Annotated in this window: 21 protein-coding genes; 8 read left to right on the forward strand and 13 right to left on the reverse strand. The window is 72.0% G+C overall.

Translation table 11 applies throughout. From position 1 onward, the window contains the following. Positions 1–18: 18 nt before the first annotated feature. Positions 19–1,404: a neutral zinc metallopeptidase gene (locus tag DFQ13_RS26775; protein WP_233427566.1), complete on the forward strand. Its 1,386-nt coding sequence runs from the start codon at positions 19–21 to the stop codon at positions 1,402–1,404. Between the two features lie 147 nt (positions 1,405–1,551). Then, positions 1,552–3,036 carry a neutral zinc metallopeptidase gene (locus DFQ13_RS26780; protein ID WP_110081784.1) on the forward strand — a complete coding sequence of 495 codons (1,485 nt, stop codon included), beginning with the start codon at positions 1,552–1,554 and terminating at the stop codon, positions 3,034–3,036. 548 nt (positions 3,037–3,584) lie between these two features. Here DFQ13_RS26780 and DFQ13_RS26785 read toward each other — a convergent pair. The 3 genes from DFQ13_RS26785 to DFQ13_RS26795 form a co-directional block, all read right to left on the reverse strand. Next, a complete protein-coding gene (locus DFQ13_RS26785) occupies positions 3,585–4,556 on the reverse strand; it encodes a tetratricopeptide repeat protein (protein WP_063935988.1) in 972 nt (323 codons plus the stop codon). Positions 4,557–5,043: 487 nt separating this feature from the next. Continuing rightward, positions 5,044–5,916, reverse strand: coding sequence for an SCO6745 family protein (locus DFQ13_RS26790; protein WP_200873417.1), 873 nt, complete (start codon positions 5,914–5,916; stop codon positions 5,044–5,046). A gap of 11 nt (positions 5,917–5,927) precedes the next feature. Next, the gene (locus tag DFQ13_RS26795; protein WP_035285479.1) at positions 5,928–6,224 is read right to left on the reverse strand and encodes an MTH1187 family thiamine-binding protein; all 297 of its coding nucleotides are present in this window, start codon (positions 6,222–6,224) and stop codon (positions 5,928–5,930) included. 173 nt (positions 6,225–6,397) lie between these two features. Between DFQ13_RS26795 and DFQ13_RS26800 the strand changes: the two genes are divergently transcribed. Then, a complete protein-coding gene (locus tag DFQ13_RS26800) occupies positions 6,398–6,901 on the forward strand; it encodes a MarR family winged helix-turn-helix transcriptional regulator (RefSeq protein WP_035285477.1) in 504 nt (167 codons plus the stop codon). Between the two features lie 68 nt (positions 6,902–6,969). On the opposite strand, the gene DFQ13_RS26805 is transcribed toward DFQ13_RS26800, so the two are convergent. The 5 genes from DFQ13_RS26805 to DFQ13_RS26825 form a co-directional block, all read right to left on the reverse strand. Continuing rightward, positions 6,970–7,326: a DUF3817 domain-containing protein gene (locus DFQ13_RS26805; RefSeq protein WP_035285476.1), complete on the reverse strand. Its 357-nt coding sequence runs from the start codon at positions 7,324–7,326 to the stop codon at positions 6,970–6,972. 78 nt (positions 7,327–7,404) lie between these two features. Next, complete coding sequence (locus DFQ13_RS26810; protein ID WP_233438589.1) at positions 7,405–8,454, reverse strand: ABC transporter permease; 1,050 nt, start codon at positions 8,452–8,454, stop codon at positions 7,405–7,407. Next, positions 8,451–9,350, reverse strand: a complete 900-nt coding sequence (locus DFQ13_RS26815) for an ABC transporter ATP-binding protein (RefSeq protein WP_110081785.1) — start codon at positions 9,348–9,350, stop codon at positions 8,451–8,453. Before DFQ13_RS26815 ends, DFQ13_RS26810 begins: the two co-directional genes overlap by 4 nt. A gap of 140 nt (positions 9,351–9,490) precedes the next feature. Continuing rightward, positions 9,491–10,462: a methylmalonyl Co-A mutase-associated GTPase MeaB gene (gene meaB / locus DFQ13_RS26820; RefSeq protein WP_035285471.1), complete on the reverse strand. Its 972-nt coding sequence runs from the start codon at positions 10,460–10,462 to the stop codon at positions 9,491–9,493. A 2-nt stretch (positions 10,463–10,464) separates the two neighbouring features. Then, positions 10,465–11,652 (reverse strand): acetyl-CoA C-acetyltransferase, encoded by a 1,188-nt coding sequence (locus DFQ13_RS26825; protein ID WP_035285468.1) that lies wholly within the window; start codon positions 11,650–11,652, stop codon positions 10,465–10,467. Positions 11,653–11,803: 151 nt separating this feature from the next. Between DFQ13_RS26825 and mce the strand changes: the two genes are divergently transcribed. Further along, entirely contained in the window at positions 11,804–12,256 is a 453-nt protein-coding gene (gene mce / locus DFQ13_RS26830; protein ID WP_035285465.1) for a methylmalonyl-CoA epimerase, read from the forward strand. 91 nt (positions 12,257–12,347) lie between these two features. Here the strand turns inward: mce and DFQ13_RS26835 are convergent, their stop codons facing one another. Next, positions 12,348–13,808, reverse strand: a complete 1,461-nt coding sequence (locus DFQ13_RS26835) for a peptide MFS transporter (protein ID WP_035285462.1) — start codon at positions 13,806–13,808, stop codon at positions 12,348–12,350. A 268-nt stretch (positions 13,809–14,076) separates the two neighbouring features. Here DFQ13_RS26835 and ccrA point away from each other — a divergent pair, with 268 nt between their 5' ends. Next, positions 14,077–15,408 (forward strand): crotonyl-CoA carboxylase/reductase, encoded by a 1,332-nt coding sequence (ccrA, locus tag DFQ13_RS26840; protein WP_110081786.1) that lies wholly within the window; start codon positions 14,077–14,079, stop codon positions 15,406–15,408. Positions 15,409–15,520: 112 nt separating this feature from the next. Beyond that, complete coding sequence (locus DFQ13_RS26845) at positions 15,521–16,717, forward strand: chromosome segregation protein (protein ID WP_233438590.1); 1,197 nt, start codon at positions 15,521–15,523, stop codon at positions 16,715–16,717. An 841-nt stretch (positions 16,718–17,558) separates the two neighbouring features. On the opposite strand, the gene DFQ13_RS26850 is transcribed toward DFQ13_RS26845, so the two are convergent. The 3 genes from DFQ13_RS26850 to DFQ13_RS26860 form a co-directional block, all read right to left on the reverse strand. Beyond that, complete coding sequence (locus DFQ13_RS26850; protein ID WP_146241365.1) at positions 17,559–18,077, reverse strand: hypothetical protein; 519 nt, start codon at positions 18,075–18,077, stop codon at positions 17,559–17,561. Positions 18,078–18,091: 14 nt separating this feature from the next. Then, complete coding sequence (locus DFQ13_RS26855; protein ID WP_110081788.1) at positions 18,092–20,695, reverse strand: EndoU domain-containing protein; 2,604 nt, start codon at positions 20,693–20,695, stop codon at positions 18,092–18,094. A gap of 428 nt (positions 20,696–21,123) precedes the next feature. Next, complete coding sequence (locus DFQ13_RS26860) at positions 21,124–21,768, reverse strand: hypothetical protein (protein ID WP_110081789.1); 645 nt, start codon at positions 21,766–21,768, stop codon at positions 21,124–21,126. Between the two features lie 24 nt (positions 21,769–21,792). On the opposite strand from DFQ13_RS26860, the gene DFQ13_RS34140 reads away from it, so the two are divergent. Continuing rightward, positions 21,793–21,957, forward strand: coding sequence for a hypothetical protein (locus DFQ13_RS34140; RefSeq protein WP_181400162.1), 165 nt, complete (start codon positions 21,793–21,795; stop codon positions 21,955–21,957). A 55-nt stretch (positions 21,958–22,012) separates the two neighbouring features. On the opposite strand, the gene DFQ13_RS26865 is transcribed toward DFQ13_RS34140, so the two are convergent. Then, positions 22,013–22,585, reverse strand: a complete 573-nt coding sequence (locus DFQ13_RS26865) for a helix-turn-helix domain-containing protein (protein ID WP_110081846.1) — start codon at positions 22,583–22,585, stop codon at positions 22,013–22,015. Between the two features lie 114 nt (positions 22,586–22,699). On the opposite strand from DFQ13_RS26865, the gene DFQ13_RS26870 reads away from it, so the two are divergent. Then, positions 22,700–23,473 carry an enoyl-CoA hydratase-related protein gene (locus tag DFQ13_RS26870; RefSeq protein WP_035285287.1) on the forward strand — a complete coding sequence of 258 codons (774 nt, stop codon included), beginning with the start codon at positions 22,700–22,702 and terminating at the stop codon, positions 23,471–23,473. Positions 23,474–23,510 lie beyond the last annotated feature (37 nt).

A 23,510-nucleotide genomic window follows, 5' to 3' on the forward strand; every position in this document is an offset into this window, starting at 1 on the left:
CTGCGGCACACTGGACGGGTGCGCACCCGTCTGCCCCGCCTCCTCCCGGCGCTGTCGCTCGCCGTGGCGCTGGTGGCCTGCACGACCACCGTGTCCGGCACGCCGGTCGGGCAGGGTTCGGTGGTGGCCCCGGACAGGGGCGGGGCGGCGGACACCTCGTTCGTGAAGAACACCGACGGCGGTGAGATCGACCGGCTGGCCGCCACCGTCGTCGACGACGTGCGGGCGTACTGGACCGACGCCTTCCCGTCCACCTTCGACACCCGGTTCGACGACCTGGCGGGCGGCTACTACTCCGTCGACACCTCCGACGCGGACAGCCCCAAGCCGCCGTGCGCGGACAGCCCGGTCGACGTGGAGGGCAACGCGTTCTACTGCCCGACCTCCGACGCGATCGCCTGGGACCGGGCGGCGCTGCTGCCGGTGCTGCGCGAGCGGTTCGGCGAGGCCGCGGTGGTGCTGGTGCTCGCGCACGAGATCGGGCACGCGGTGCAGGCGCGGACCGGGGTGGGCATGGAGCAGCGGCGGGCCGACCCGCAGGCGTTCCCGACGATCCTGATCGAGGCGATGGCCGACTGCTACGCGGGCTCGTTCGTGCGCTGGGTCGCCGACGGCAAGGCGCCGCACCTGAGCATCGAGAAGGAGCGGCTGGACTCGGCGCTGGAGTCGCTGATCAGCTTCCGCGACCCGATCGGCACCGACCAGACCGACGGCGGTGCGCACGGCGACGCCTTCGACCGGGTCTCGGCGTTCCAGGACGGTTACGACCGGGGCGCCGAGCTGTGCGCGGGGATGACCGTGGGCAACCGGGAGTTCACCCTCACCGGGTTCACCAACGCCGACGACGCCGCCCGCGGCGGCAACGTCGAGTTCGACCAGATCGTCGGCTCGATCACCCCCGGGCTCGACACCTACTTCGGCGGGCTGGTCACCAGGTCGGGCAAGGAGTGGGCCAAGCCGGAGGTGAAGGCGGTGGCGGGCAACCCCACCTGCGACGGGGGCGAGCAGGGGCCGGTGGCCTACTGCGCCACCGCCGGGACCATCGAGCTGGACGACCGCGACGACCTGCCCGGCATCCACGGCGACATCGGCGACTACGCCACCGGCACGCTGCTGGCGGGCCGCTACGCGCTGGCCGCCCGGGCGGCGGTGGGCAAGCCGCTGGACGGGGCGGACGCGCAGCGCTCGGTCGTCTGCCTGACCGGCTCGTTCACCCGGTCGCTGTTCGACTCCGCCGGGCAGTACCTGTCCCCCGGCGACCTCGACGAGGCCGTGCAGGTGCTGCTCGACTACGACTACGCGGCCCGCGACGCCAAGGGCGCGGCGATCCCCGCCGGGTTCGACCGGGTGGCCGCCTTCCGCGCGGGCTTCACCGGCGGCGACGGCAAGTGTGGGCTGGTCTGACGCCCACCGGATCACCCCCTGTTGTGAAAATCGCTCATTTCCGTGCCGCCGTGGGCTGATCGGGGTCCGCTACCGCCCACTCCCCAGTAGGGTGCAGCCATCCGGCGGCAGGCCCCTGGCCTGCGCAGAGCGAAGTGTGGGGATGACGTGCGGGCAAGGGACACCAGGATCAGGGTCGCGGTGGTGCTCACCGCCGCGGTCGCCGTCGTGGCCCAGTTGGGCGGCTGCGCGGGCACGCCGATCGAGGGCAGGGCACGCGGCGTCGGCGACATCGACGCGGGCACCGCGGCGGGCATCCCGGTGGACAACAACCAGCCCAGCGGCCCCAAGCAGGGCGTGCCGGACGCCGAGCTGGCGGTGGAGAACGCCGACGGCGGCGAGATGGACCGGCTGGCGACCAACGCGCTGGCCGACATCTACAGGTACTGGGGCGAGCGGATGCCCGCCGACTTCGACGGCCAGGAGTTCGAGCCGGTCAAGCGCCTGGCGTCCTACGACTCCGAGGGCAAGTCGATCACCCTCTGCGGGCAGAGCACCAAGCAACTGGTCAACGCGTTCTACTGCGGCCAGGACGACAGCGTCGCCTGGGACCGGGGTGTGCTGCTGCCGATGCTGGACAAGCAGTTCGGCCCGATGTCGGTGGTGGCGGTGCTCGCGCACGAAATGGGCCACGCGGTGCAGTTCCGCCTCGGTGCCAAGAGCAACATCAGCCAGGCCACGCCGACGATCGTCAAGGAGCAGCAGGCCGACTGCTACGCGGGCGGCTTCTTTCGCTGGGTGGCCGACAAGAAGTCCGAGCACTTCGACATCAACGCGGGCACCGGCCTCAACCACGTGCTGGCCACCATGTTCTTCATCCGCGACCCGGCGGGCCTGTCGGCGTCGAAGCAGGGCGCGCACGGCCTGGCGTTCGACCGGGTGTTCGCCTTCCAGGCGGGCTTCGCCGAGGGCCCCACCCGCTGCGCCCGGATGGACACCGACGAGATCAACGGCCGGATCGTGGAGAAGGAGCGCAAGGACTCCGAGATCGAGAACTCCAAGGACGGCAACGTCGACCTCAGCAAGGACGAGGTCCGCAAGCTGCTCAAGGAAAGCCTCTCGGACGCCTTCAGCGGCACCGACAGCCACCCGGAGATCACCTACGACGGCGCCGACTGCGACTCCGGCACCTCCACCCCACCGGTCTCCTTCTGCCCCGACTCCAACACCATCGCCGTCGACGCCGATGAGGTGCAGAAGATCGCCAACCCACCCAAGCGCGGCCAGGAACCGGGCGTCGACGGCGCGGGCATCGGCGACTTCGCCGCCTTCGCCGAAATCGCCTCCCGCTACTCCCTGTCGGTCCAGAAAACCGAAGGAGCCCCCCTCGACGGCGACAAGGCGGGCCTGCGCACAGCCTGCCTGACCGGCGCCTGGGCCCGCTACACCGACACCGCCACCGACGACACCGGCCGCAGACTCCGCCTCGCCGTCGGCGACCTCGACGAAGCGGTGGCGGAACTGCTCCAGGACAACAGCCTCATCGCCGCCGACGCCCAGGGCAAGCAGATCCCCTCCGGCTTCGCCCGCGTGGAGGCCTTCCGGGTCGGCTTCTTCGAAGGCAGCAAGGGCTGCGCGAGCCGCTTCAGCTAGACCCACCCCCGAGCCCGGCCAACCACCCACACACCACCGACCCGCCTGCGGCCACCCCGAAATCGGCGGCCCGGCCACCGGCCACCCGAACCCCACCGGCGCAGCAACAACCAGCCAGCCACCCCGACAACCGCCTGCCCGGCCAAGCAAATTGCCCGGGTGGGCGGATGCGCTTGCCCAACCGACCACCCCGCAACCGCCAGCCACCGCGAACCCCACCGGCGCAGCAACTCAGCCGTCCGCCCCCGAAAACCGCTGGCCCGGCTACGGCCCTGCCCGGGTGGGTGGATGTGTTTGGCCGGGGGTGGCGATCATGTGACAGCCTGCCTGGGCGGTGGGGCATCTTTTCAGCCCCACCTGACGCACTGGAGCACATGATCGCCATAGGGGCCCCGGCCAAACACATCCACCCAGCCGGGCACACCCACCAAACGACCGGCGACGAAGACAGAGCACATCCACCCGGGCACCAACGCAAAGACCCGGCGCACGGACTCAAGACACAGCGAAGGGGCCCATCCAGCGGATGGGCCCCTTCGACCACAAGATCAGTACAGGGCAGAAGCCAGGTCCCGCCGAGCCTTGATCACCCGCGGGTCATCCGAGGCGAACAGCTCGAACAACGACACCAGGTGCGTCCGCGCCCGGTCCCGGTCGTCCCCGGACGACCGCGCCACCACGGCCACCAGCCGGTCGAAAGCCTGCTCGGCGGCCTGCCCCGCCAGTTCGAGGTCGGCGGCGGCAAGCTGCGCGTCGATGTCGTCCGGTGACATGTCGGCGCGCACGATCACCGATGGGTCGGTCACCTCCGCCCGAGCCAGGAACCGCACCTGGGCGAGCGCGGCCTTCGCCTCGGCGTTGGCGGGTTCGGCGGCGATGATCGCCTCGTAGGCGGCCTCGGCACCGGCGTAGTCGCCCTGCTCGAACGCGGCCTCGGCGGCGGCGAACCGCTCGTCCTCCGGTTCCTCGACCTCGGCGGCGGCCTCGGGCACCGCCGACTCGGCCGCGGCGATCCCCGGCAACCGGTCCCGCAGCGCGTCGAGCAACCCGCTCAACCACTGCCGCACCTGCGCCTCCGGCGGCACGTCCCCGAACGCCTCCACGGGCTGCCCGCCTGCGATCGCCACCACCATCGGCACCGACTGCACCCCGAAAAGCTGCGCGATGCGCGGGTTGGCATCGATGTCGGTGCGGGCCAGAATCCACGCCCCGTTGAACTCCGCGACCAACTTCTCCAGCATCGCGGTCAACTGCTGCGCCTGCCCCGACCACCCCGCGGTCAGCGCCACGATCACCGGCACCTGCAGGGACCGCTCGACGACGTCGGCCTGGAAACTGGCCTCGGACACGTCGACGGTGAACGCCCCCGCGTCAGCGGCGGGGGCCTTGGCGGCACCGGCCGCGGCGGCGGGCGGGGCGGTCTTGGTGGCGTCCGCCCGGGCTTTGAGAGCGGACAGGTCTACGGCCCGGGAAAGGGCGGCCGACAGTGCGGCGGTCTGGCGTGGGTCTGGCCTGGTCACCCCCACATCCTGGCACGCCCCCGCCGCCACCGTTCGGGCCACCGCCCCACAGGGTGGCCACGTTCACCATCCGGACACCCACCCCAAATGTGTGAAACGGGCGAACACCACCCCACCACCAGCGCGAACACCCCCCGAGGCCCACCCCACCAGCGCGAACCCGACACCTGGTCATCCACAACCCGAACCGGGCAGCCCCCGAATCAATCCCACCACGCGGCACCGACAGAAAGCCGCATCCGCTGGAGAGTTGTCCACACCCCGGCGGATGGAGCCCCCGAATCAATCCAAGCAGGCAGTACCGACATGAACGGGAATTCACGTCGGGCTTGTCCACAGCCGGATCAGTGGAGCCCCCGAATCAACCCAAGCACCGGCACCGACGAGAACGCGGTGTGGGCAGCAGTTGTCCACAGGCGGGATCGAGCAGCCCCCGAATCGATTCAACCGGGGAGGGTAGGGGTGCGCAAACGGTTGTGCACAGGGCTCAGTCGACCAGGGCGGCGAGTGCGCTTTCCGGGGCCAGGCCCATCGGGTTGACCCGCATGCGGTCGTTGAGGCGGGTGATGGTCAGCGAGAGCGGGGCCATCAGTTCGACGAAGCGGGCGCAGCCCTGCTCGCCCAGTTCTGCCCAGGGGGCTGCCGCCGCCTCGTCGGTGAGGGCTTCCACCGATTCGCGGAGTTCGCGGCCCTCGTCGGTCAGGGTGCCGGGGGCTGAGAGGACGTCCCGTTCCAGCATCCGCTGTTCGGCTGCCGTCCACTCCTCGTCCGGGACCTGGCGGGCGGTTCGCATGTAGTCGGGTCGCAGGCCCGTGTCGGCGGCGAAGACGACCAGGGCTTCCACCGGGTCCAGGCCCGCGGTGACCAGGGCGGCCACGTGGCCGTCGCCCCGGGATTCGCGGAGGGTGGTGGTCGACTGCCACAGGGACAGGTGGGGTTGCGGGGGCAGGGGCAGGGCGGCGTTGGCCGCGCCGAGGGGGCGCCCGGCGGTGGGTGCCCAGGAGGCGGCGGTGCGGGCCAGGTCCGCCGCCTCGGCCACCTCGGGGGACGACACGGCCTCGCCGAGCATCCGGCGGAGGGCGCCGTCCACTCCGCGCAGGCGGGCGGCCAGGAAGTCCTCCGGGGAGGCGACGGTCCACGCCTCCGGCAGCGCCCGGCGGACGCGGGACGGGTGGAAGTTGTAGAACAGGCTGGTGACCAGCCACTCGGGGGCCGCGCCCAGGGGTGCGGCGCGCATGCCGAAGTAGCCCATCCAGCGGCCCTTGCAGCCCAGGGCGTCGGTCTCGGCGATCGACTCCGGGGTGAAGTAGGTGACGGCGTGGTACGGCTCGAAGCACTGCCACAGCAGGCGCGGGTCCACGGGGGTCTCCTTCATCGGGCGAGGTGGCGTTCGACGCGGTCGACCTTGGCGGTGAGCTGGCCGGTGTGACCGGGGCGGATGTCGGCCTTGAGGACCAGGCTGACCCTCGGGTACCGGGCCAGCAGCACGTCGGTGGCGCGCTTGACCACGGCCATGACCTCGTCCCACTCGCCCTCGACCAGGGTGTGCATCGCGTTGGTCTCGTTGGGCAGGCCCGACTCCCGGACGACGCGGACGGCCTCGGCGACGGCGTCGCCGACCGCCTCGGACTCGCCGCCGAGCGGGCTGACGCTGAACGCGATGAGCACGGTGGTCTCCTCACCGGGAGCGGGTGTGGCGGTCCCGGGCGCACACTATCGGTCGGCAGGCACCCCCGGGCGCAGGGCCGGGCGGGGTGGCCGGAACCGGGTGGGGTTCGCGGGTCCGGGAGGCGGCCACTGATCGGTCCGGGCGGGGCAACCCACTGGTAGCTTCAACCCCCATGAGGCCGCGCACGTTGCCGTTCGACCCGATCGCCCGCGCCGCGGAGCTGTGGGAGGAGCGGATCGGCGACTCCTCGACGATGGCCGCCGTGACGAGCGTGATGCGCGTCCAGCAGATCCTCCAGTCCGCTGTGGACACCGCGTTGAAGCCGCACGGGTTGACCTTCGCCCGGTACGAGGCGCTGGTGCTGCTGACCTTCGCCAAGCGCGGCAGCCTGCCGATGCGGGTGATGGGTGAGCGGCTGCAACTGCACCCGACCAGCGTCACCAACATCGTCGACCGGCTGGAGGCCGACGGCCTGGTGCGCCGGACCCCGCACGCCACGGACCGGCGCACGACGCTGGCCGAGATCACCGAGGCGGGCCGCGAGCGCCGGGCCGAGGCCACGGCGGCGGTCACCTCCGTCGACTTCGGGCTGCGGGGGCTGACCGAGCGGCAGACCGCGCAGCTCACCGACCTGCTGTCGAAGGTCCGCAAGGCCGCGGGCGACTACCAGGACTGAGCCCCGGGGTCTCCTGGCACGAGAACAGGGACGGCCCGGGTGGGCCGTCCCTGTCGCGTGAGGGTGGGTCAGACGGGTTCGGGGACGCCGATCTGCGGGGTCCGGGAGCGGTGCGCCCCGCCGATGGGGTCGAGCTTGCCGGTGCGCAGGGCCCAGCGCTCGTAGACCAGGGTGGCCAGCGGCGGCACGCTGCAGACCAGCGCCCAGACGGTGGTCCAGCGGTTCCACCGGTACTCGCGCGCGGCGAGGGCGGTCACCAGCAGGTACGCCACGAAGACGAAGCCGTGGACCGGGCCGAAGACCTTGACCCCCAGCTCCCCGGACTCGGTGACGTACTTGAAGAACATCCCGACGAGCAGGCCGACCCAGGAAACGGCCTCGGCGAAGGCGACGGCACGGAAGCGACCGGCTGCGGTATCGAACATGGCTCCAGTGTGGAGTGTGAACGGGCTCACCGGCAGCGCGCCCCACAGGGCTCTGACCTGCGACAACGGTTCGAAAACCTAGTTGTCCTCCCAACTGAAGACCTTCGATGCGATGAAGCTCACCACCAGGGTGAAGCCCAGCAGCACCGCGCAGGGCACCAGCAGCGCCTCGAAACCCTTGCCGCGCACCAGGAAGTCGGTCATGCCGTCGTTCATGTGGCGCAGCGGTAGGACGTTGGACACAGCCCGCAACCAGCCGGGGGCGTTCTCGATCGGGAAGAACGAGCCGGACAGGAACGACATCGGCAGCACCAGGATGTTCGCCGCCCCGGAGGCCGCCTCCTCGGTCTTGCAGAACGCCCCCACCAGCATCCCGATGGAGAAGAACGCCAGGATGCCGAGCAGGAACACCGGGATCGACAGCCACCAGGTGCCCGAGAGCGCCAGCCCGAACACCGGCAGTGACGCCACGGCGACGAACAGCACCGCCTGGACGATGGCCACGGTGATGGTGACCAGCAGTCGGGAGCCGAGCACCGTGGTCGTGCTGACCGGGGCCAGCCGCAGCTTGCGCAGCACCTGCTTGCGCCGCCAGCTCACCAGCGGCAACGCCGCCCCGAACACCGCGGAGATGGCGATCCCCCAGCTCAGGATGCCCGGTGTCAGGTACTGGATGGCCTTCAGCGACGAGTCCTCGACCTGGGTGGCGGCGAAGGCGAACTTCGGCGGCTGCCCGCTCGCGGCGACGTTCAACTCCTGGGTGACGCCCTGCACCAGCCCGCGCACCGTCCCCGCCCGGGCCTGGTCGCTGGCGGCGAAGTGCAGCACGACCCGGTCGCCGGTCACCTCCACCAGCCCGGGCAGGTCCCCGTCGCGCACCTCGGCCAGCCCGGCGTCGAGGGTGTCGTAGCGTTCGACCTCCACCGCCCCGGTCTCGCGGAGCGCGGCCACCACCGGTCCGTCGCCGACCGAACCCAGCTTGATCCGGTCGGTGCCGGAGTCGCTGAACAGCAGCCCGAACACCACCAGGAACATCAGCGGGAAGATGAAGGTGAAGAAGAGGGTCGTCTTCTCGCGGAAGAAGCCCTTGGCCATCGCCAGCGACAGGCTCTTGAAGGGGCTGTTCACGCCCGGTACTCCCGTCCGGTCTGGTGCAGGAAGACGTCTTCGAGGGTCGCCGTGCGCACCTGCAACCCGTCCAGCGTCCCCCGCTCGGCCAACGCCGAGAGCAGCGGCGCGGGGGTCCGCGTGCTGATCGTGAGCGACTGGTCGTCCTCGGTCACCTCGTCGGCGCCGGGCAACCCGGCCGCGGTCGCCGCGGTGAGCGCGCCCCGCTCCAGGACCACCCGCACCGGGGCGTCGAGCCCGCGCACGAGCGCGGCGGGGGTGTCGAGGGCCAGCACCCGCCCCGAGTCCATGATCGCCACCCGGTCGCAGAGGACTTCCGCCTCGTCGAGGTAGTGGGTGGTGTAGACGATGGTCTTGCCCCTGGCCTGGATGGCGCGCAGCACGTCCCACAGGTTCCGCCGCGCCTGCGGGTCCAGCGCCGCGGTCGGCTCGTCGAGGAAGACGACGTCGGGGTCGTGCACCAGGGCGCAGGCGATGGACAGCCGCTGGCGCTGCCCGCCGGACAGCCTGTCCTCCCGGGTTTCCGCCTTGTCGGCGAGGCCGACGAGGTCGAGCACCTCCCCCGCCCGCGCCGGGCCGACGCCGTAGAGGGCGGCGAAGGTTTCCAACTGCTCGCGGGCGGAGAGCTTCTCGAAGAAGGCGGACGCCTGGAGTTGCACACCGACCCTGGGGAGGAGCTTGACGTTGCGCGGGAAGGGGTTCTCACCCAGGAGGCGGACCGAACCGCCGTCGGGGCGGCGCAGGCCCTCGACGATCTCGAGGGTGGTGGTCTTGCCCGCGCCGTTGGGGCCGAGGATGCCGAAGAACTCACCCTCCGCGACGGTGAACGACACACCGTCGACGGCGGTGAGGTCCCCGTAGGACTTGCGGATGTCCTCGACGACGATCGCTGCCATGCGGGGAAGATAGCCCGTTCGGGTGACGGGCGGAGGGGAAACGCGCGGGTTGGGCCGAGTGGGCGCGCTCGGCCGCGTGGCGGAGCGCCGGTCTTTCGCGGGGGTGCCCGGCTGACCGTGCCCCCGAGGCCCGGGGCAGGCTAGTTCGCCGCCTTGATGTCCTCGATGAGGGTGGTGGCGGCGGCGTACGGGTCGAGGTGGCCTGCCATGACCTGCTTGGCGAGGCGGTCCAGGGTGTCGCCGCCGCGGAGGTTGCCGAGGGTGGAGCGGAGGGTTTCGACCGCGATGGCCTCGACCTCGGTCCTGGCGCGGTGGGTGCGGCGCTCGGCGAGTTCCCCGCGCTCGACCATCCACGCGCGGTGCTCGGCGATGGCCGCGGTGACCTCGTCGATGCCCTCGGTGCGGGCGGCGACGGTCTTGCAGACCGGCTGGCGCCAGGTGGCGCCGCGGATCTCGCGCCTGCCCAGGGAGATCATGTACTTGAGTTCGCGGACGGTGGTCTCGGCGCCGTCGCGGTCGGCCTTGTTGACCACGAACACGTCGGCGATCTCCAGGATGCCCGCCTTGGCGGCCTGGATGCCGTCGCCCATGCCGGGGGCGAGCAGGACCAGGGTGGTGTCGGCCAGCGACACGACGTCCACTTCGGACTGGCCGACGCCGACGGTCTCGATGAGGACCACGTCGAAGCCCGCGGCGTCGAGGACGCGCAGGGCCTGGGGGGTGGCCCAGGCCATGCCGCCGAGGTGGCCGCGGGTGGCCATGGAGCGGATGAAGACGTCCGGGTCCGTGGCGTGGTCCTGCATCCGGATGCGGTCGCCGAGGAGGGCGCCGCCGGAGAAGGGGGAGGACGGGTCGACGGCGAGGACGCCCACCCGCTTGCCCTGCGCGCGGTAGGCCGACACGAGCGCGGAGGTGGTGGTCGACTTGCCGACCCCCGGGGAGCCGGTCAGGCCGATGACCTCGGCCCGGCCGGTGTGCGGGGCCAGCGCCGCGGCGACCTCGCGGAGCTGCGGGCTGGCGTCCTCGACGAGGGAGATGAGCCGGGCGACCGCGCGCGGCTGTCGCTGCCGCGCGCGGTCGACCAGGTCACCGACCTCCACTTTCCGGGCCAAGCTCAGGCCTTGGGCACGCTGATGATCAGCGCGTCGCCCTGGCCGCCGCCGCCGCACAGGGCGGCCGCGCCGACGCCGCCGCCGCGGCGCTTGAGCTCGTAGGCGAGGTGGACCACCAGGCGGGCACCGGAGGCGCCGATGGGGTGGCCCAGGGCGATCGCGCCGCCGTTGACGTTGACGATGTCCTCGCTGACGCCCAGCTTGTCCGTGGACACGACGCCGACCGCGGCGAAGGCCTCGTTGATCTCGATCAGGTCGAGGTCGCCAGGCTCCAGCTTCTGCTTGGCCAGCGCCGCCTTGATCGCGTTCGACGGCTGCTCGTGCAGGCTCGCGTCCGGGCCCGCGACGACGCCGTGCGCACCGATCTCGGCGAGCCAGGTCAGGCCCAGCTCCTCGGCCTTGGCCTTGCTCATCACCACGACCGCGGCCGCGCCGTCGGAGATCTGCGAGGCGGAGCCCGCGGTGATGGTGCCGTCGCTGGCGAAGGCCGGGCGCAGCTTGCCCAGGCTCGCCGCGGTGGTCTCGCCGCGCACGCCCTCGTCGGTGTCGAACACGACCGGGTCGCCCTTGCGCTGCGGGATGGTGACCGGGGCGATCTCGTCGGCGAAGCGGCCGTCGGCGATGGCCTTGGCGGCCTTCTGGTGCGAGGCGGCGGAGAACGCGTCCTGCTGCTCGCGGGTGAGGCCGTAGCGGGTGTTGTACTTCTCCGTCGAGGAGCCCATGGCGACCTGGTCGAAGGCGCAGAACAGGCCGTCGTAGGCCATGTGGTCCTGCAGGGTCACGTCGCCGTACTTGAAGCCGGAGCGGGACTTCGGCAGCAGGTGCGGGGCCTGGGTCATGGACTCCTGGCCGCCCGCGACGACGATGTCGAACTCGCCCGCGCGGATGAGCTGGTCGGCCAGGGCGATCGCGTCGAGGCCGGAGAGGCAGACCTTGTTGATGGTCAGCGCGGGGACGTCCATCGGGATGCCCGCGGCGACGGCGGCCTGCCGGGCCGGGATCTGGCCCGCGCCCGCGGTCAGCACCTGACCCATGATCGTGTACTGCACCTGCTCGGGCTTCACGCCCGCCTTCTCCAGGGCCGCCTTGATGGCGAACCCACCGAGCTGGGCGCCGGTGAAGTCTTTGAGCGAACCGAGCAGTCGGCCGATGGGCGTGCGCGCCCCGGCAACGATGACGGATTCGGACACGGCGGTCTCCTATATGGCTCTTGACGAACAGACGACGGCGAACGTGCGTTAACCGGGACCATACCCGCGCGTGACCGGTTCGCCACGTGCTCGTGTGAGTAGCCGCACAGCAATTGGTTACCGATGGGTAGGTCCGGCGTATCGTTCCCCCATGAACGAAGCACTTGTCCCGCACGTGGTGGCCATCGACCACGTCGGAGTGGCCGTGCCGGACCTGGACGAGGCGATCGCGTTCTACCGCGACCACTTCGGCCTGGTGTCCGTGCACGAGGAGGTCAACGAGGAACAGGGCGTGCGCGAGGCCATGCTGCGCGCGCCGGGCGACGACGGGACCGGGACGGCCGTGCAGTTGCTGGCCCCGATCAACGACCAGTCGACGATCGCCAAGTTCATCGCCCGCGGCGGCCCCGGGTTGCAGCAGCTCGCCTACCGGGTGGCCGACGTCGAGGCGACCGCGGACGCGTTGCGCGCCAAGGGGTTGCGCCTGCTCTACGACAAGCCCAAGCGCGGCACCGCCGACAGCAGGGTCAACTTCGTCCACCCCAAGGACGCCGGTGGCGTCCTGGTCGAACTCGTCGAGCCCGCCGCCGACGGCGGCCACTAGCCGACGGGGGAGCGTGCCACCCGGTCCCCACCGTGGCGCGCTTCCCCCGCCGCTGGATCGAATCCGCCGATCCCGCTGAATCGGATCAGGATCAGCGCACGCCGCCCATGAGCCGCCGCACCACCGGGGTGAGCGCCGCCATCACCAGGCCGAGCGCGATCGCCCCGCCGCCGAGCAGGCCGAAGTACACCGGTTCGCCGTCCGCGGTGTAGTACTCCGCGAGCGCACCGGCCACCGAGCTGCCGAGCGCGATCGACAGGTAGAACAGCGCCACCATCTGCGCCCGGTACGCCGCGGGCGCCAGCTTCGTCGACAGCGACAGCCCCACCGGCGACAGGCACAGCTCACCCAGCACGAAGATCAGCAGCACCAGCACCAGCAGCCACGGCGAGACCACGTGCTCGCCCCTGGTGAACCCCAGCAGCGCCATCACCAGGAACGCCACGCCCATGAACCCGACGCCCAGGGCGAACTTGACCGGTGTGGACGGCTGGCGCGGCCCGAGCCGGACCCACAGCGCGGCGAACACCGACGCCAGCAGCACCACGAACAGCGGCTCCACCGAGCTGAACCACGACGGCGGCACCGCGAAGCCGAACACGTCCAGGTCGACCCGCTCCTCGGCGTAGATGGCCAGCACGGTGAACTGCTGCTGGAACAGCGCCCAGAACCCGAAGCTCACCAGGAACATCGGCACGAAAGCCAGCACCCGCCGCCGCTCGACGCGCTCCACCCGGCCGCTGGTGAGCAGCACGGCGAACAGCGCGACGGCCGCGGCGGCGATGACCCAGGTGACGACGGTGGCCAGGTTGTCCGCGTCGATCACCCCGGTGAGCACCAGCACGACGACCGCGGCGACGCCCAGCCCGATCACCACGGCCGAGCGCACCCGGCCGGCCGCGTCGAGCGGGTCGGGCACCGCGCGGCCGGATTCGGGGAGGTTCTTGCGCCCCAGCGCGTACTGCGCGAGCCCGATCGCCATGCCGACCGCGGCGAGCCCGAAGCCCCAGTGGAAGCCGAGCCGGGTCTGCAGCAGCCCGGTGAGCAGCGGTCCGACGAGCGCGCCGATGTTGACGCCCATGTAGAAGATCGAGAACCCGGCGTCGCGGCGGTCGTCGCCCTCGGCGTAGAGCGCGCCGACCAGGGTGGTGGCGGTGGCCTTGAGCCCGCCGGAGCCCAGCGCCACGCAGACCAGCCCGACCGCGACGCCCGCCACGCCGGGCAGGGCGGCGAGGGCCACGTGGCCGACGAGGATGGACACGCCGCTGTAGAACAGGGTGCGCTCCGGCCCGAAGAGCCGGTCGGCCACCCACGACCCGGCGATCGTCGACAGGTACACCGACCCGCCGTAGGCCCCGACGATCCCGGCCGCGGTGGCCTGGTCGATCCCCAGACCGCCCTCGGCGGCGGAGAAGTACAGGTAGTACAAGAGGATGCCCTGCATCCCGTAGAAGGAGAACCTCTCCCACATCTCTGTTCCGAACAGGTTCGCGAGCCCTCGTGGGTGCCCGAAGAACCCGCGCTCCTGATCGACCTCGGTGGAGGTGGCCACAGTGACACGTCCCTTTGCTCCGGGGTGCGACGGCGCCTTGCGGCCGTCGCACACTGATCCCGACTTTCCCAGGTCCGCGAACCGCACACCCGATGAGGCCGAACTGTTGCCCGGTGACAGGTCCGGTGGTCGCGGCGGTTGCCGGGGCATAGCCTGCGGGTGCCATCTGTCACACCGCTGGTGCTGAATCGCTACCCGCAAGTAACCTCGCTCCACCTGGGCCTGGACACCCGGGCGACGAACCGAAATCCCCTCCAGGAGGTCCGCCGTGCAGAAGATCCTCGACGCCATCCAGGCCGATGAGCTGGATGCGATCGGCTCGCTGCCGGTCCCCGAGCACTACCGCGGGGTGACCGTGCACGCCGACGAGGTCGAGATGTTCAAGGGCATGGCCTCGCGCGACAAGGACCCGCGCAAGTCCCTGCACCTCGACGAGGTCGCCACCCCCGAGCTGGGCCCGGGCGAGGCCCTGGTCGCGGTGATGGCGAGCGCCATCAACTACAACACCGTGTGGACCTCGATCTTCGAGCCGGTCTCCACGTTCAAGTTCCTCGAGCGCTTCGGCAAGCTCTCGCCGCTGTCGAAGCGGCACGACCTGCCCTACCACGTGGTCGGCTCCGACCTGGCGGGCGTCGTGCTGCGCACCGGCCCCGGCGTGCACAGCTGGAAGCCGGGCGACGAGGTGGTCGCGCACTGCCTCAACGTCGAGCTGGAGAGCCCGGACGGGCACAACGACACGATGCTCGACAACGAGCAGCGGATCTGGGGCTTCGAGACGAACTTCGGCGGCCTCGCCGAGATCGCCCTGGTCAAGGCGAACCAGCTCATGCCGAAGCCGGACCACCTCACCTGGGAGGAGGCCGCGTCCCCCGGACTGGTGAACTCCACCGCCTACCGGCAGCTCGTCTCCACCAACGGCGCCAACATGAAGCAGGGCGACACGGTCCTGATCTGGGGCGCCTCCGGTGGCCTGGGCTCCTACGCCACCCAGTTCGCGCTCAACGGCGGCGCCATCCCGATCTGCGTGGTGTCGAGCCCGGAGAAGGCCGAGATCTGCCGCAAGATGGGCGCGGAGCTGATCATCGACCGCAACGCGGAGGGTTACAAGTTCTGGAAGGACGAGTCGACCCAGGACCCGAAGGAGTGGCAGCGGCTCGGCAAGAAGATCCGCGAGCTCACCGGCGGTGAGGACCCGGACATCGTCTTCGAGCACCCGGGCCGCGAGACCTTCGGCGCCTCGGTCTACGTCGCCCGCAAGGGCGGCACCATCGTGACCTGCGCGTCGACCTCGGGCTTCATGCACGAGTACGACAACCGGTACCTGTGGATGAACCTCAAGCGGATCATCGGCTCGCACTTCGCGAACTACCGCGAGTCCTACGAGGCCAACCGGCTCATCGCCAAGGGCCTGGTGCACCCGACCCTGTCGAAGACCTACGCGCTGGAGGACACCGGCCAGGCCGCGCTGGACGTGCACCGCAACTCCCACCAGGGCAAGGTCGGCGTGCTGTGCCTGGCCCCCGAGGAGGGCCTGGGCGTGCGCGACCACGAGATGCGCGCCAAGCACCTGGACGCGATCAACCGCTTCCGCGGGGTCTGAGGAGGACTCTCCCGGGTGCCGCCGCCCAGACCGGCGGCACCCGGGAGTTGCCATCGGCAATTATTCGGCCAGTTGCCGGGAGTGGCGACAGCGGGACAGGTAGCGTGGGCGCATGGCTTTGGGCGAGGAACGCGATCTGGTGCCGCTGGGTCCCGGTTTCGACATCACCAAACGCGGCTACAGCCGCGGCCAGGTCGACGAGCACCTGGAGCGGATCGACGCGGAGCTGCAACTCCTGCACGCCGACCGCAACGCGGCCGTCGCGCAGGCGGGCGACCTGGCCAAGCAGCTCGAGAGCGCCCGCGGCCAGATCGACGACATGCGCGGGCAGATCGACCGGCTGTCGCTGCCGCCGACCACCCTGGAGGGCCTCAGCGAGCGCCTGCAGCGGATGCTGCGGCTGGCCACCGAGGAAGCCGAGGAGACCCGCCGCCGCTCGGAGGCCGAGGCCGCGCACATCCGCGCCCAGGCCGAGGCCGACGGCCAGGCCCTGCGCAGGCAGTACGACCAGATGATGGCCGACCTGGAGGCCCGCCGGGTCGCCATGGAGAACGAGCACCGGGGCATCGTCGAGAAGGCCCGCGCCGACGCCGACCACCTGGTCGGCTCCGCCCGCGCCGAGGCCGCCCGGCTCGAAGCCGAGTCCGAGGCCCGCCGCACCCAGGTCGAAGAGGACTTCGAGATCGCCATGGCGGGCCGCCGCACCGAGTCGATGCGGCAGCTCGCCGAACGCGAGGCCACCAGCAAGGCCGAGGCCGAACGGCGGGTGCGCGAGGCCACCGAGGAGGCCAACCGCCGCCGCCACGACGCGATCACCGAGGCCACCGCCCGCCTGCAGGAGGCCACCACCGAGGCCCACCGCCGCGTCCGCGAGGCCACCGACGAGTCCAACCGCCGCATCAGCCACGCCACCGAGCGCGTCGCCGCGCTGCGCCAACTCCGGGCCAGGGTCGCCGACCAGCTCGTCTCGGCCCGCGACCTCATCGCCGACGCCCACGTGCAACTCGCCGACGCCGCCCCGGTCCTCGACCCCCTGCCGGAGGAACGCCTCTCCGCCAACCCGGTGGTCGACGGCTCCCCGTCGGACGACTCCCCGACCAGGGCGATGCAGTCGGTGCGGCGCACCCCCGCGGACCGCCCGCCCGCCATCGCGGGCCCGCCCAAGGAACCGTGGGAACCCACCGAGGTCACGGCCACCGAGCAGCCGGTCCCGTCCGCGGAGCCCACCCCCCAGGGCGACCGCACCCAGCAGCTCGCCAAGCCGTCCCCCACCACCCGCAGACCCGCCCCCACGGCCCCCGGGAACTAGGGCCGGCCCCAAGGCCGCCCAGCCACCCCGCAAATCGGCGGCCCGGCTGGGCAGCCACCCGGGTGGGTGGACGTGCTTGACCGACCACCCCACAAACCACCCGCCCGGCGAGCGAATGCCCGGGTTGGTGGATGCGCTCGGCCGCCGACCACCCCGAAACCCGCCGGCCCGGCTACGCAGAGGCCCGGGTGGGTGGATGCGCTTGCCCAGCCAACCACCCCGAAACCGCCGGCCCGGCGAGCAACTGCCCGGTGGGTGGAGGTGCTTGCCCAGCCAACCACCCCAGGAACCGCAGGCCCGGCCACCAGCCACCCGAACGCCACTGGCGCAGCCACCAACCGACCACCCCGAAAACCGGCGGCCCCGAAAGCCGGCGGCCCGGCGAGCAAATGCCCGGGTGGATGGATGCGCTCGGCCAGCCGACCACCCCACAAACCGGCGGCCCGGCGAGCAAATGCCCGGGTTGGTGGATGTGCTTGCCCAACCGACCACCCCGAAACCCGGCGGCCCGGCCAAGCAAAGGCCCGGGTGGGTGGATGTGCTTGGTCAGCCGACCACCCCGGGAACCGCCGGCCCGGCTACGGCCCTGCCCGGGTGGGTGGATGTGTTTGGCCGGGGGTGGCGATCATGTGACAGCCTGCCTGGGCGGTGGGGCATCTTTTCAGCCCCACCTGACGCACTGGAGCACATGATCGCCATAGGGGCCCCGGCCAAACACATCCACCCAGCCGGGCACACCCACCAAACGACCGGCGACGAAGGCAGAGCAACCCACCCAGGCGCCTCAACGAAAAACCTGGTTCCCCCGGTCGGGTGATAAACCCTCCACACAGGACCAAGCTCAGCGCGGCCAGATCGGGGTACCCGCGGCCAAGGCCGCGGCCTGGTACGGGGGCAGGTCCTCGCCCGCGACGACGACCTCCGCGAGAGCGCCCTCCAGGCGCTGCGACAGGAGCGACTGGAGCGCGACCAGATCCACACCGGGGCCGTACTCCGCCACGTACACCACCTTCGCCGGGGCGTCCCCGGTCGGAACGCGCCTGGCCTTGACCACCCGCCGCAGCTCGGGCGACTCGGCCCTGCCGAGCAGGACCTCGTCGTCACCCGACGGCGCGGCGGGCTCGAAGCGGTGCTCCGGTCGCGCGGCATCCGGGGGTTCCAGGGGGAAGTCGTCCCGGTCCACCTCGATCAGCGGCAGGAGCGCGACCTCGGCGTCGGTGAGCCGGAGGCCGTGTTCGCGCAGCCGCCACAGCACCGTCCACTCCGCCTCGGCGGGCCCGTTCTCCGCCAGTTCGATCCGCAGGCCGGTCACGTGGTCGTCCGGCATCCGGCCGACGAGCCCGCGCAGCAGGTCAACCATCCCCGCGTCCACGGTCAGCAATTCCCCGTCGGCGGGGGCACGGGGGAACCGGGCGCGAGTTTGCCGGTGTCGTCGGTGCGGTACTCGACCGGCTTGCCCGAGGGGTCCCTGACCGGTCTGCCGCGCGCGTCCAGCGCCGGGTGCCGCCACGTGTCGGTCTTCTGGTCGTAGCGGGGCGACCCGGTCCGCGCGCCGTTGAGCTGCGGGCTCGCCGGGGCGGCCGCCGGGTTCTTGAAGATCGTGTTCGGTCCGATCGTGGCGGTCTTGTGCACGTGCACATCCTCGCGCGTCACGACCCGGTTGGGGCTGGCGCCGCCCGCCGTCGGGTACGCCGTGCGCACGGAGCCGTCGGCGAAGACGATGACGTCCACCTCGATGGTGACGCCCTTGTGGGTCACCGTGTCGAGGTAGCGCCACGACCAGATGGGCGTGCCGTAGGAGGTGAACGACGAGTTCGGGCCGTTGGCGGGCGCACCGGAGGTGTCGACGGTCCGGCCCTGGTCGACGACCCGGGCCACGACGGCCTTGATGTCCTCGGGTGTCCACGACGGCGGGAACTCCGTCCGCGACGGGCCGCCCGCGCCGGACTGGTGCCCGCCCGCCTTGCCGTGCCGGGTCGCGGCCGGGTCGTCCGGGTCGCCCTGGAGGATGTGCCGCTCGCCGCCGGGCGTGTGGACCAGGTCGCCGGGGGTGGGCTTGCTCGTCGGCGGCTGCTGGTCGCGCTGGTGGGTGAGCGCGGCGAGGTCTTCGGCGTCGTAGGAGTAGTGGCGGCCGTCCACGCGTTCCCGGGTGGGGTGGTTGCCGACCATCAACCGGGTGATCCTCGGCTTGCCGGAGCCGTCCAGGAACAGCGCGCGCAGCGGCTTCCCGTCGACCTCGACGTTCAGCTTCTTGCCGACGTTGACCCGGCTCCCGGCGCCGAACTTGGGGACCGGCTGGGCGAACTCCAGCACGAGGACCCGTTCGAACCCGGCGGTCACGCCCGGCCCGTCGAAGCGGGCGAGCGATTCCTCCACCAGCTCGTACACCTTCTCGTTCACGGTCGCGTTGTCCGCCGCGGCCAGCGCGCCGATCGAGTGGACCCGCCCGGTGTGGGTGTCGGTGACGAGGCCTTCGCCGATGACCAGCGACCCGTCCGGCCTGCCGTCCTGGGCAGCCAGGTCGGCCAGCAGTTGCAGCGCGCTGACCGCGGCGAGCTTGCCGTCCGGGGTGCCGGAGAGCGCTTTCTCGGCGAGGTCGACCACCGGGTGCACCGGGCCGCCCGGCGCCCGCACCTTCGCGATGTCGCCGACCAACCACAGCAGGACACCGGTCACCCGGTTGTCGGTGGCCCGCTCCATCAGGTCGAGCACCTGGTCGACCCCGGAGGACTGGGCGCCGCGACCGGAGAACCCGGGCACGCCGGGGGCGCCGGTGAGCCCGTCGATGATCCGGTTGACGTCCGGGCCCGCGACGGCCGGGTTGCCGGGGACCGGCCGGTTCGGGTCGACGCCCTTGCCGGTGAGCCGCTGCCCGAGGTCGATGTCCGGTCCGGCGATGCTGGTGATCTGGGCGAACGCGGTCACGCTCGCGGTGCGGGTGCAGGTCTGCCTGCACCCGGTGGCCGGGTTGGTGATCTGGAAGACCTTCTGGTCCTGGCCCCCCGGCGGGGCGGAGAACGGCTGCGTCCCGCCCCCGCCGCTGCTGGAGGTCAGCGACACGACCCCGACCGCGGGCTGGTCGCCGCTGTTGGCGACGACCACGGGGGCCGGGCACACCGGCGACGTGCACAGCGCGGTCGGCGTCACCGAGACCCGCACGGAGGGCCCGCTGGAGGGTGTCGGGACCGCGGGCGCCTGCGGCGCGGACGCCACCTGCTTCCTGGCGTCGGCCACCTTGCTGTCGGCGCGCTTGCGGCACGGGTCGTCGGCGGCGGTGGTGCTGACGGTGGCGTTCGGGAAGGAGCCGCCCCGGGCGGACCCGAGCAGCCGGTCGCCCACCTCGGCGAGCGGCCCGTCGACACCGAGCAGCCGGGGTTCGCCCCGGGCCGCCAGGTGGACCGCCCACGGCGAGTCCGCTGCGGTGAGGGCGAACGCCAACTGGCCGTCCGGGCGCTCCACGACCTCCGACGACCACCGCCCGGACCCGGCCGCCTCTTCGATCGCGTCCTTGAGCGCCGCGCCGGAGAGCCCGTCCAGCATGCCGATCGGGAAGCCCATGTCGGCGGTGGCCCGCACCCACTTGCCCGCCACGGGTTCCGCGTGCACGGGGACGGTGTTCAGCCACCACTCGCGGTTGGCGTTGACCACCACGCGGTCGTCGACGGCGACGAACTCGGCGACCCCACCGGTCCCGTCGGACACCGCCGCCGTCGTCTCACCGCCCGCCAGCGCGACCACGTCGACGGTGAGCGCCACCCCGGTGTCGCTCTCGATCGTGCCGCTGAGCCGCAGGTCCTCGATGGCCCCGAGTTGCGCGAGCGCCGTTTCGGCCAGGTCCGCCGCGGCCACCGGTCGCGCCGTGCCCGCGATCTCACCCGGCCCGGTGAGCACGGCGAACAGCAGCACCGCGACGACAGCGATGACCGCGACGCCCAGACCGACTGCGCGCGCGAACAGGCGACTGACTGGACTCGGCATCGAGTACCCCCAGGATCAAGCGTGGCCAGCACCCCTTTGGAGGCCCCATTCCCCCGCGGGGTTCCACCCGCGCGCAACCCGGGGGTGTCCTATTCCTGCCATTTCGCGGGCACCGGTTCCACGGGGCCGGTGGAGAATGACCCATTTCGATTCCAGGAAGGGGTCATCGTCGTCCCGGGTTCGACCGGTTGGCCCATTCCCACTCATCGGCCCCCAGCCGGTCCCGCCCGGTGGCCCACAGCAAAACGGAACCCAGGAAAGCGCCGCAGATCTCCATGACCTCCGGCAGCCCCGCAACCCCAGGCCCAAGCGATGTTGCGCGGCCCGCCCTCCCGCTCGGGCGCCCACCACACAGCTTCATCGACCTAATCGGCACCGGAAGCCATGCCGGAGGTCAACAACGCCACCCACCGGTCGACGACCGTTTTTCACTCCCCCACCGGAACGCTCCCCTTGGGCACCGAAACCGCGATCTCCGCCCCCAGTCGTGCCCCGCCCAGCAACCGCAGGTCGTCCCCGCTCCAGAACTGCCCCGGGTCGTAGCTGTGCGGGCGCCCCGCGGGCAACAACCCCAGGTCCTCGTAGGTCGCCCCCACCACCTCGGCGCAGTACGCCGATTCGAGGTCGCGGGACCGGGCTTTCTGCCACCGCAACCGGGGTGCCTGCCCCCGCGCCCACCGCCCCAGCAGCCGCGCGCTCGACGGGAACGGCGTCCCGTCCAACCGGGCGATCGTGCGCAGCAGCGCGTCCTCCTGCGCGGCGGAGACCAGCGGTGCCAACTGCCGCAGCCAGGCCCGCTGCCCGTACCGGGTGGCCCACACGACCACGGCGTCGCGCAGGTCGTGCAACTGCACCCCGCGCTGCCGCTCCCCCGACCAGCGGTCGGGCAGGGAGCGCCCCAGCTCCGCGTGCCACATCAGCGGCGGCAGGTCCTCCAGCACCACGGCCATGCCGACGTGGTTGACCGGGCTGTTGGTGAGGGTCTGGATGGCCCGGTCGGCGGGGGTGCGCCCGCGGAACAGCCAGAGGTCACCGGTGCGGGTCAGCGAGACTGCCTGGTCGAGGTCGATCATGTCCGGGAACGGTAGCCTGCGCGGATGCGGCGGGTGTGGAAGTTCCTCGGTCTGGCCGGTGTCGTGGGCGTGGCGGCGACCGGCGTGGCGATGACGCGGGCGGAGCGGCAGCGACGGGCGTACACGCCGGACGAGGTGCGCGACCGCTTGCGCAGGCGGGTCGCCGAGGCCGGGGGCGCCGGGAAGTGACGCGGTTGCGCGGTCCGGGGCCCCGCCCGGTGGTGACCGGGCTTCGCGGGGGTCTCTAGTCCACTGAGGACTTGGTGCGCAGGTGGACCCGTTCCCCCTGGCGGCCGAACAGGATCAGGGCCTCGGCCGGGTGGGGGCCGGGGTTGCCGATCCAGTGCGGCACCCTGGTGTCGAACTCGACGGCCTCCCCCGGTGCCAGCATGACGTCGTGCGGGCCGAGCAGCAGCCGCAGCCTGCCGCTGAGGACGTACATCCACTCGTGGCCCTCGTGGGTGCGCGGGTCGGGTTCGTCGGCGCTCGGGGGGAACAGGGCCTTGTAGGCGCGCGGTTGGCCGGGGGCGGCGGTGAGGGGCCAGAAGGTCCGGCCCTCGATCTCGCGCGGTTCGGCGTGCACGCGGGGGTCCGGGGTGCCGGTGAGGCCGACGAGTTCGTCGAGGTCGCTGCCGTGGGCGCGGGCGATCGGCAGCAGCAGCTCCAGGGTCGCCTTGCGCTTGCCGGACTCCAGGCGGGACAGGGTGCTGACCGAGATGCCCGTTTCGGCGGCGAGGGTGGTCAGGGTGGTCCCGCGCTCCACCCGCACGGCCTTGAGCCTGCTCCCGATCCCGGCCAGCACCTGTTCGACGTCCATGGCGACCACTTTGCCATACCGGCACGGAATTTGGCATTACGGCAGAGCGTACGCGAGGTTCGGCCGGGGCGCGGGAGCGACCTCGACTCAGCGACCACGGCTAGCGTCGCGGGCATGACCGAGTACCAGCACATCCGGGTGGAGCGGACCGGCGAGGCGGTGCGGATCACCATGGACCGGCCCGCGCGCCGCAACTCGCTGTCCGCCGACCACCTCACCGAACTCCTCACCGCCTTCCGCGCGGCGGGCGACTCGGACGCGACCGGGGTGGTCCTGGCGGGCGCGGGCCCGGTCTTCTCCGCGGGCCACGACTTCGGCGACGTGGCCGCCCGCGACCTGACCGGTGTCCGCGACCTGCTGCTCCTGTGCACGGACCTGATGCGGACCGTGCACGCGATCCCGCAGGTGGTGATCGCCCGGGTGCACGGGCTGGCCACCGCGGCGGGCTGCCAGCTCGTCGCCACCTGCGACCTGGCGGTGGCCGCCGAATCGGCCGGGTTCGCCCTGCCCGGCGGCAAGGGCGGCTGGTTCTGCCACACCCCGGCGGTCCCCGTCGCCCGCTCCGTCGGCCGCAAGCGGTTGGTGGAACTGGCCCTCACCGGCGACGTCATCGACGCCCGCACCGCCCTGGACTGGGGCCTGGTCAACCGCGTGGTGCCCGACGCCGACCTGGACGCCACCGTGGACGACCTGCTCGCCCGCGCCACCAGGGGCAGCCGGGCGAGCAGGGCCCTGGGCAAGCAGACCCTCTACGCCCAGCTCGACCGGCCGGAGCAGGACGCCTACGCGCTGGCGGTCGAGGTCATGGCGGCGGCCTCGCAGCTCCCGGGCGCCAAGGAGGGCATGGCCGCGTTCCTGGAGAAGCGCTCCCCGGTCTGGCCCGACTAGGACCTGCCCACGGGGATCGTTGCGGCTGTGCGGACGG

Origin of the sequence: Actinokineospora spheciospongiae (assembly GCF_003182415.1) — a bacterium.
Taxonomy (GTDB): domain Bacteria; phylum Actinomycetota; class Actinomycetes; order Mycobacteriales; family Pseudonocardiaceae; genus Actinokineospora; species Actinokineospora spheciospongiae.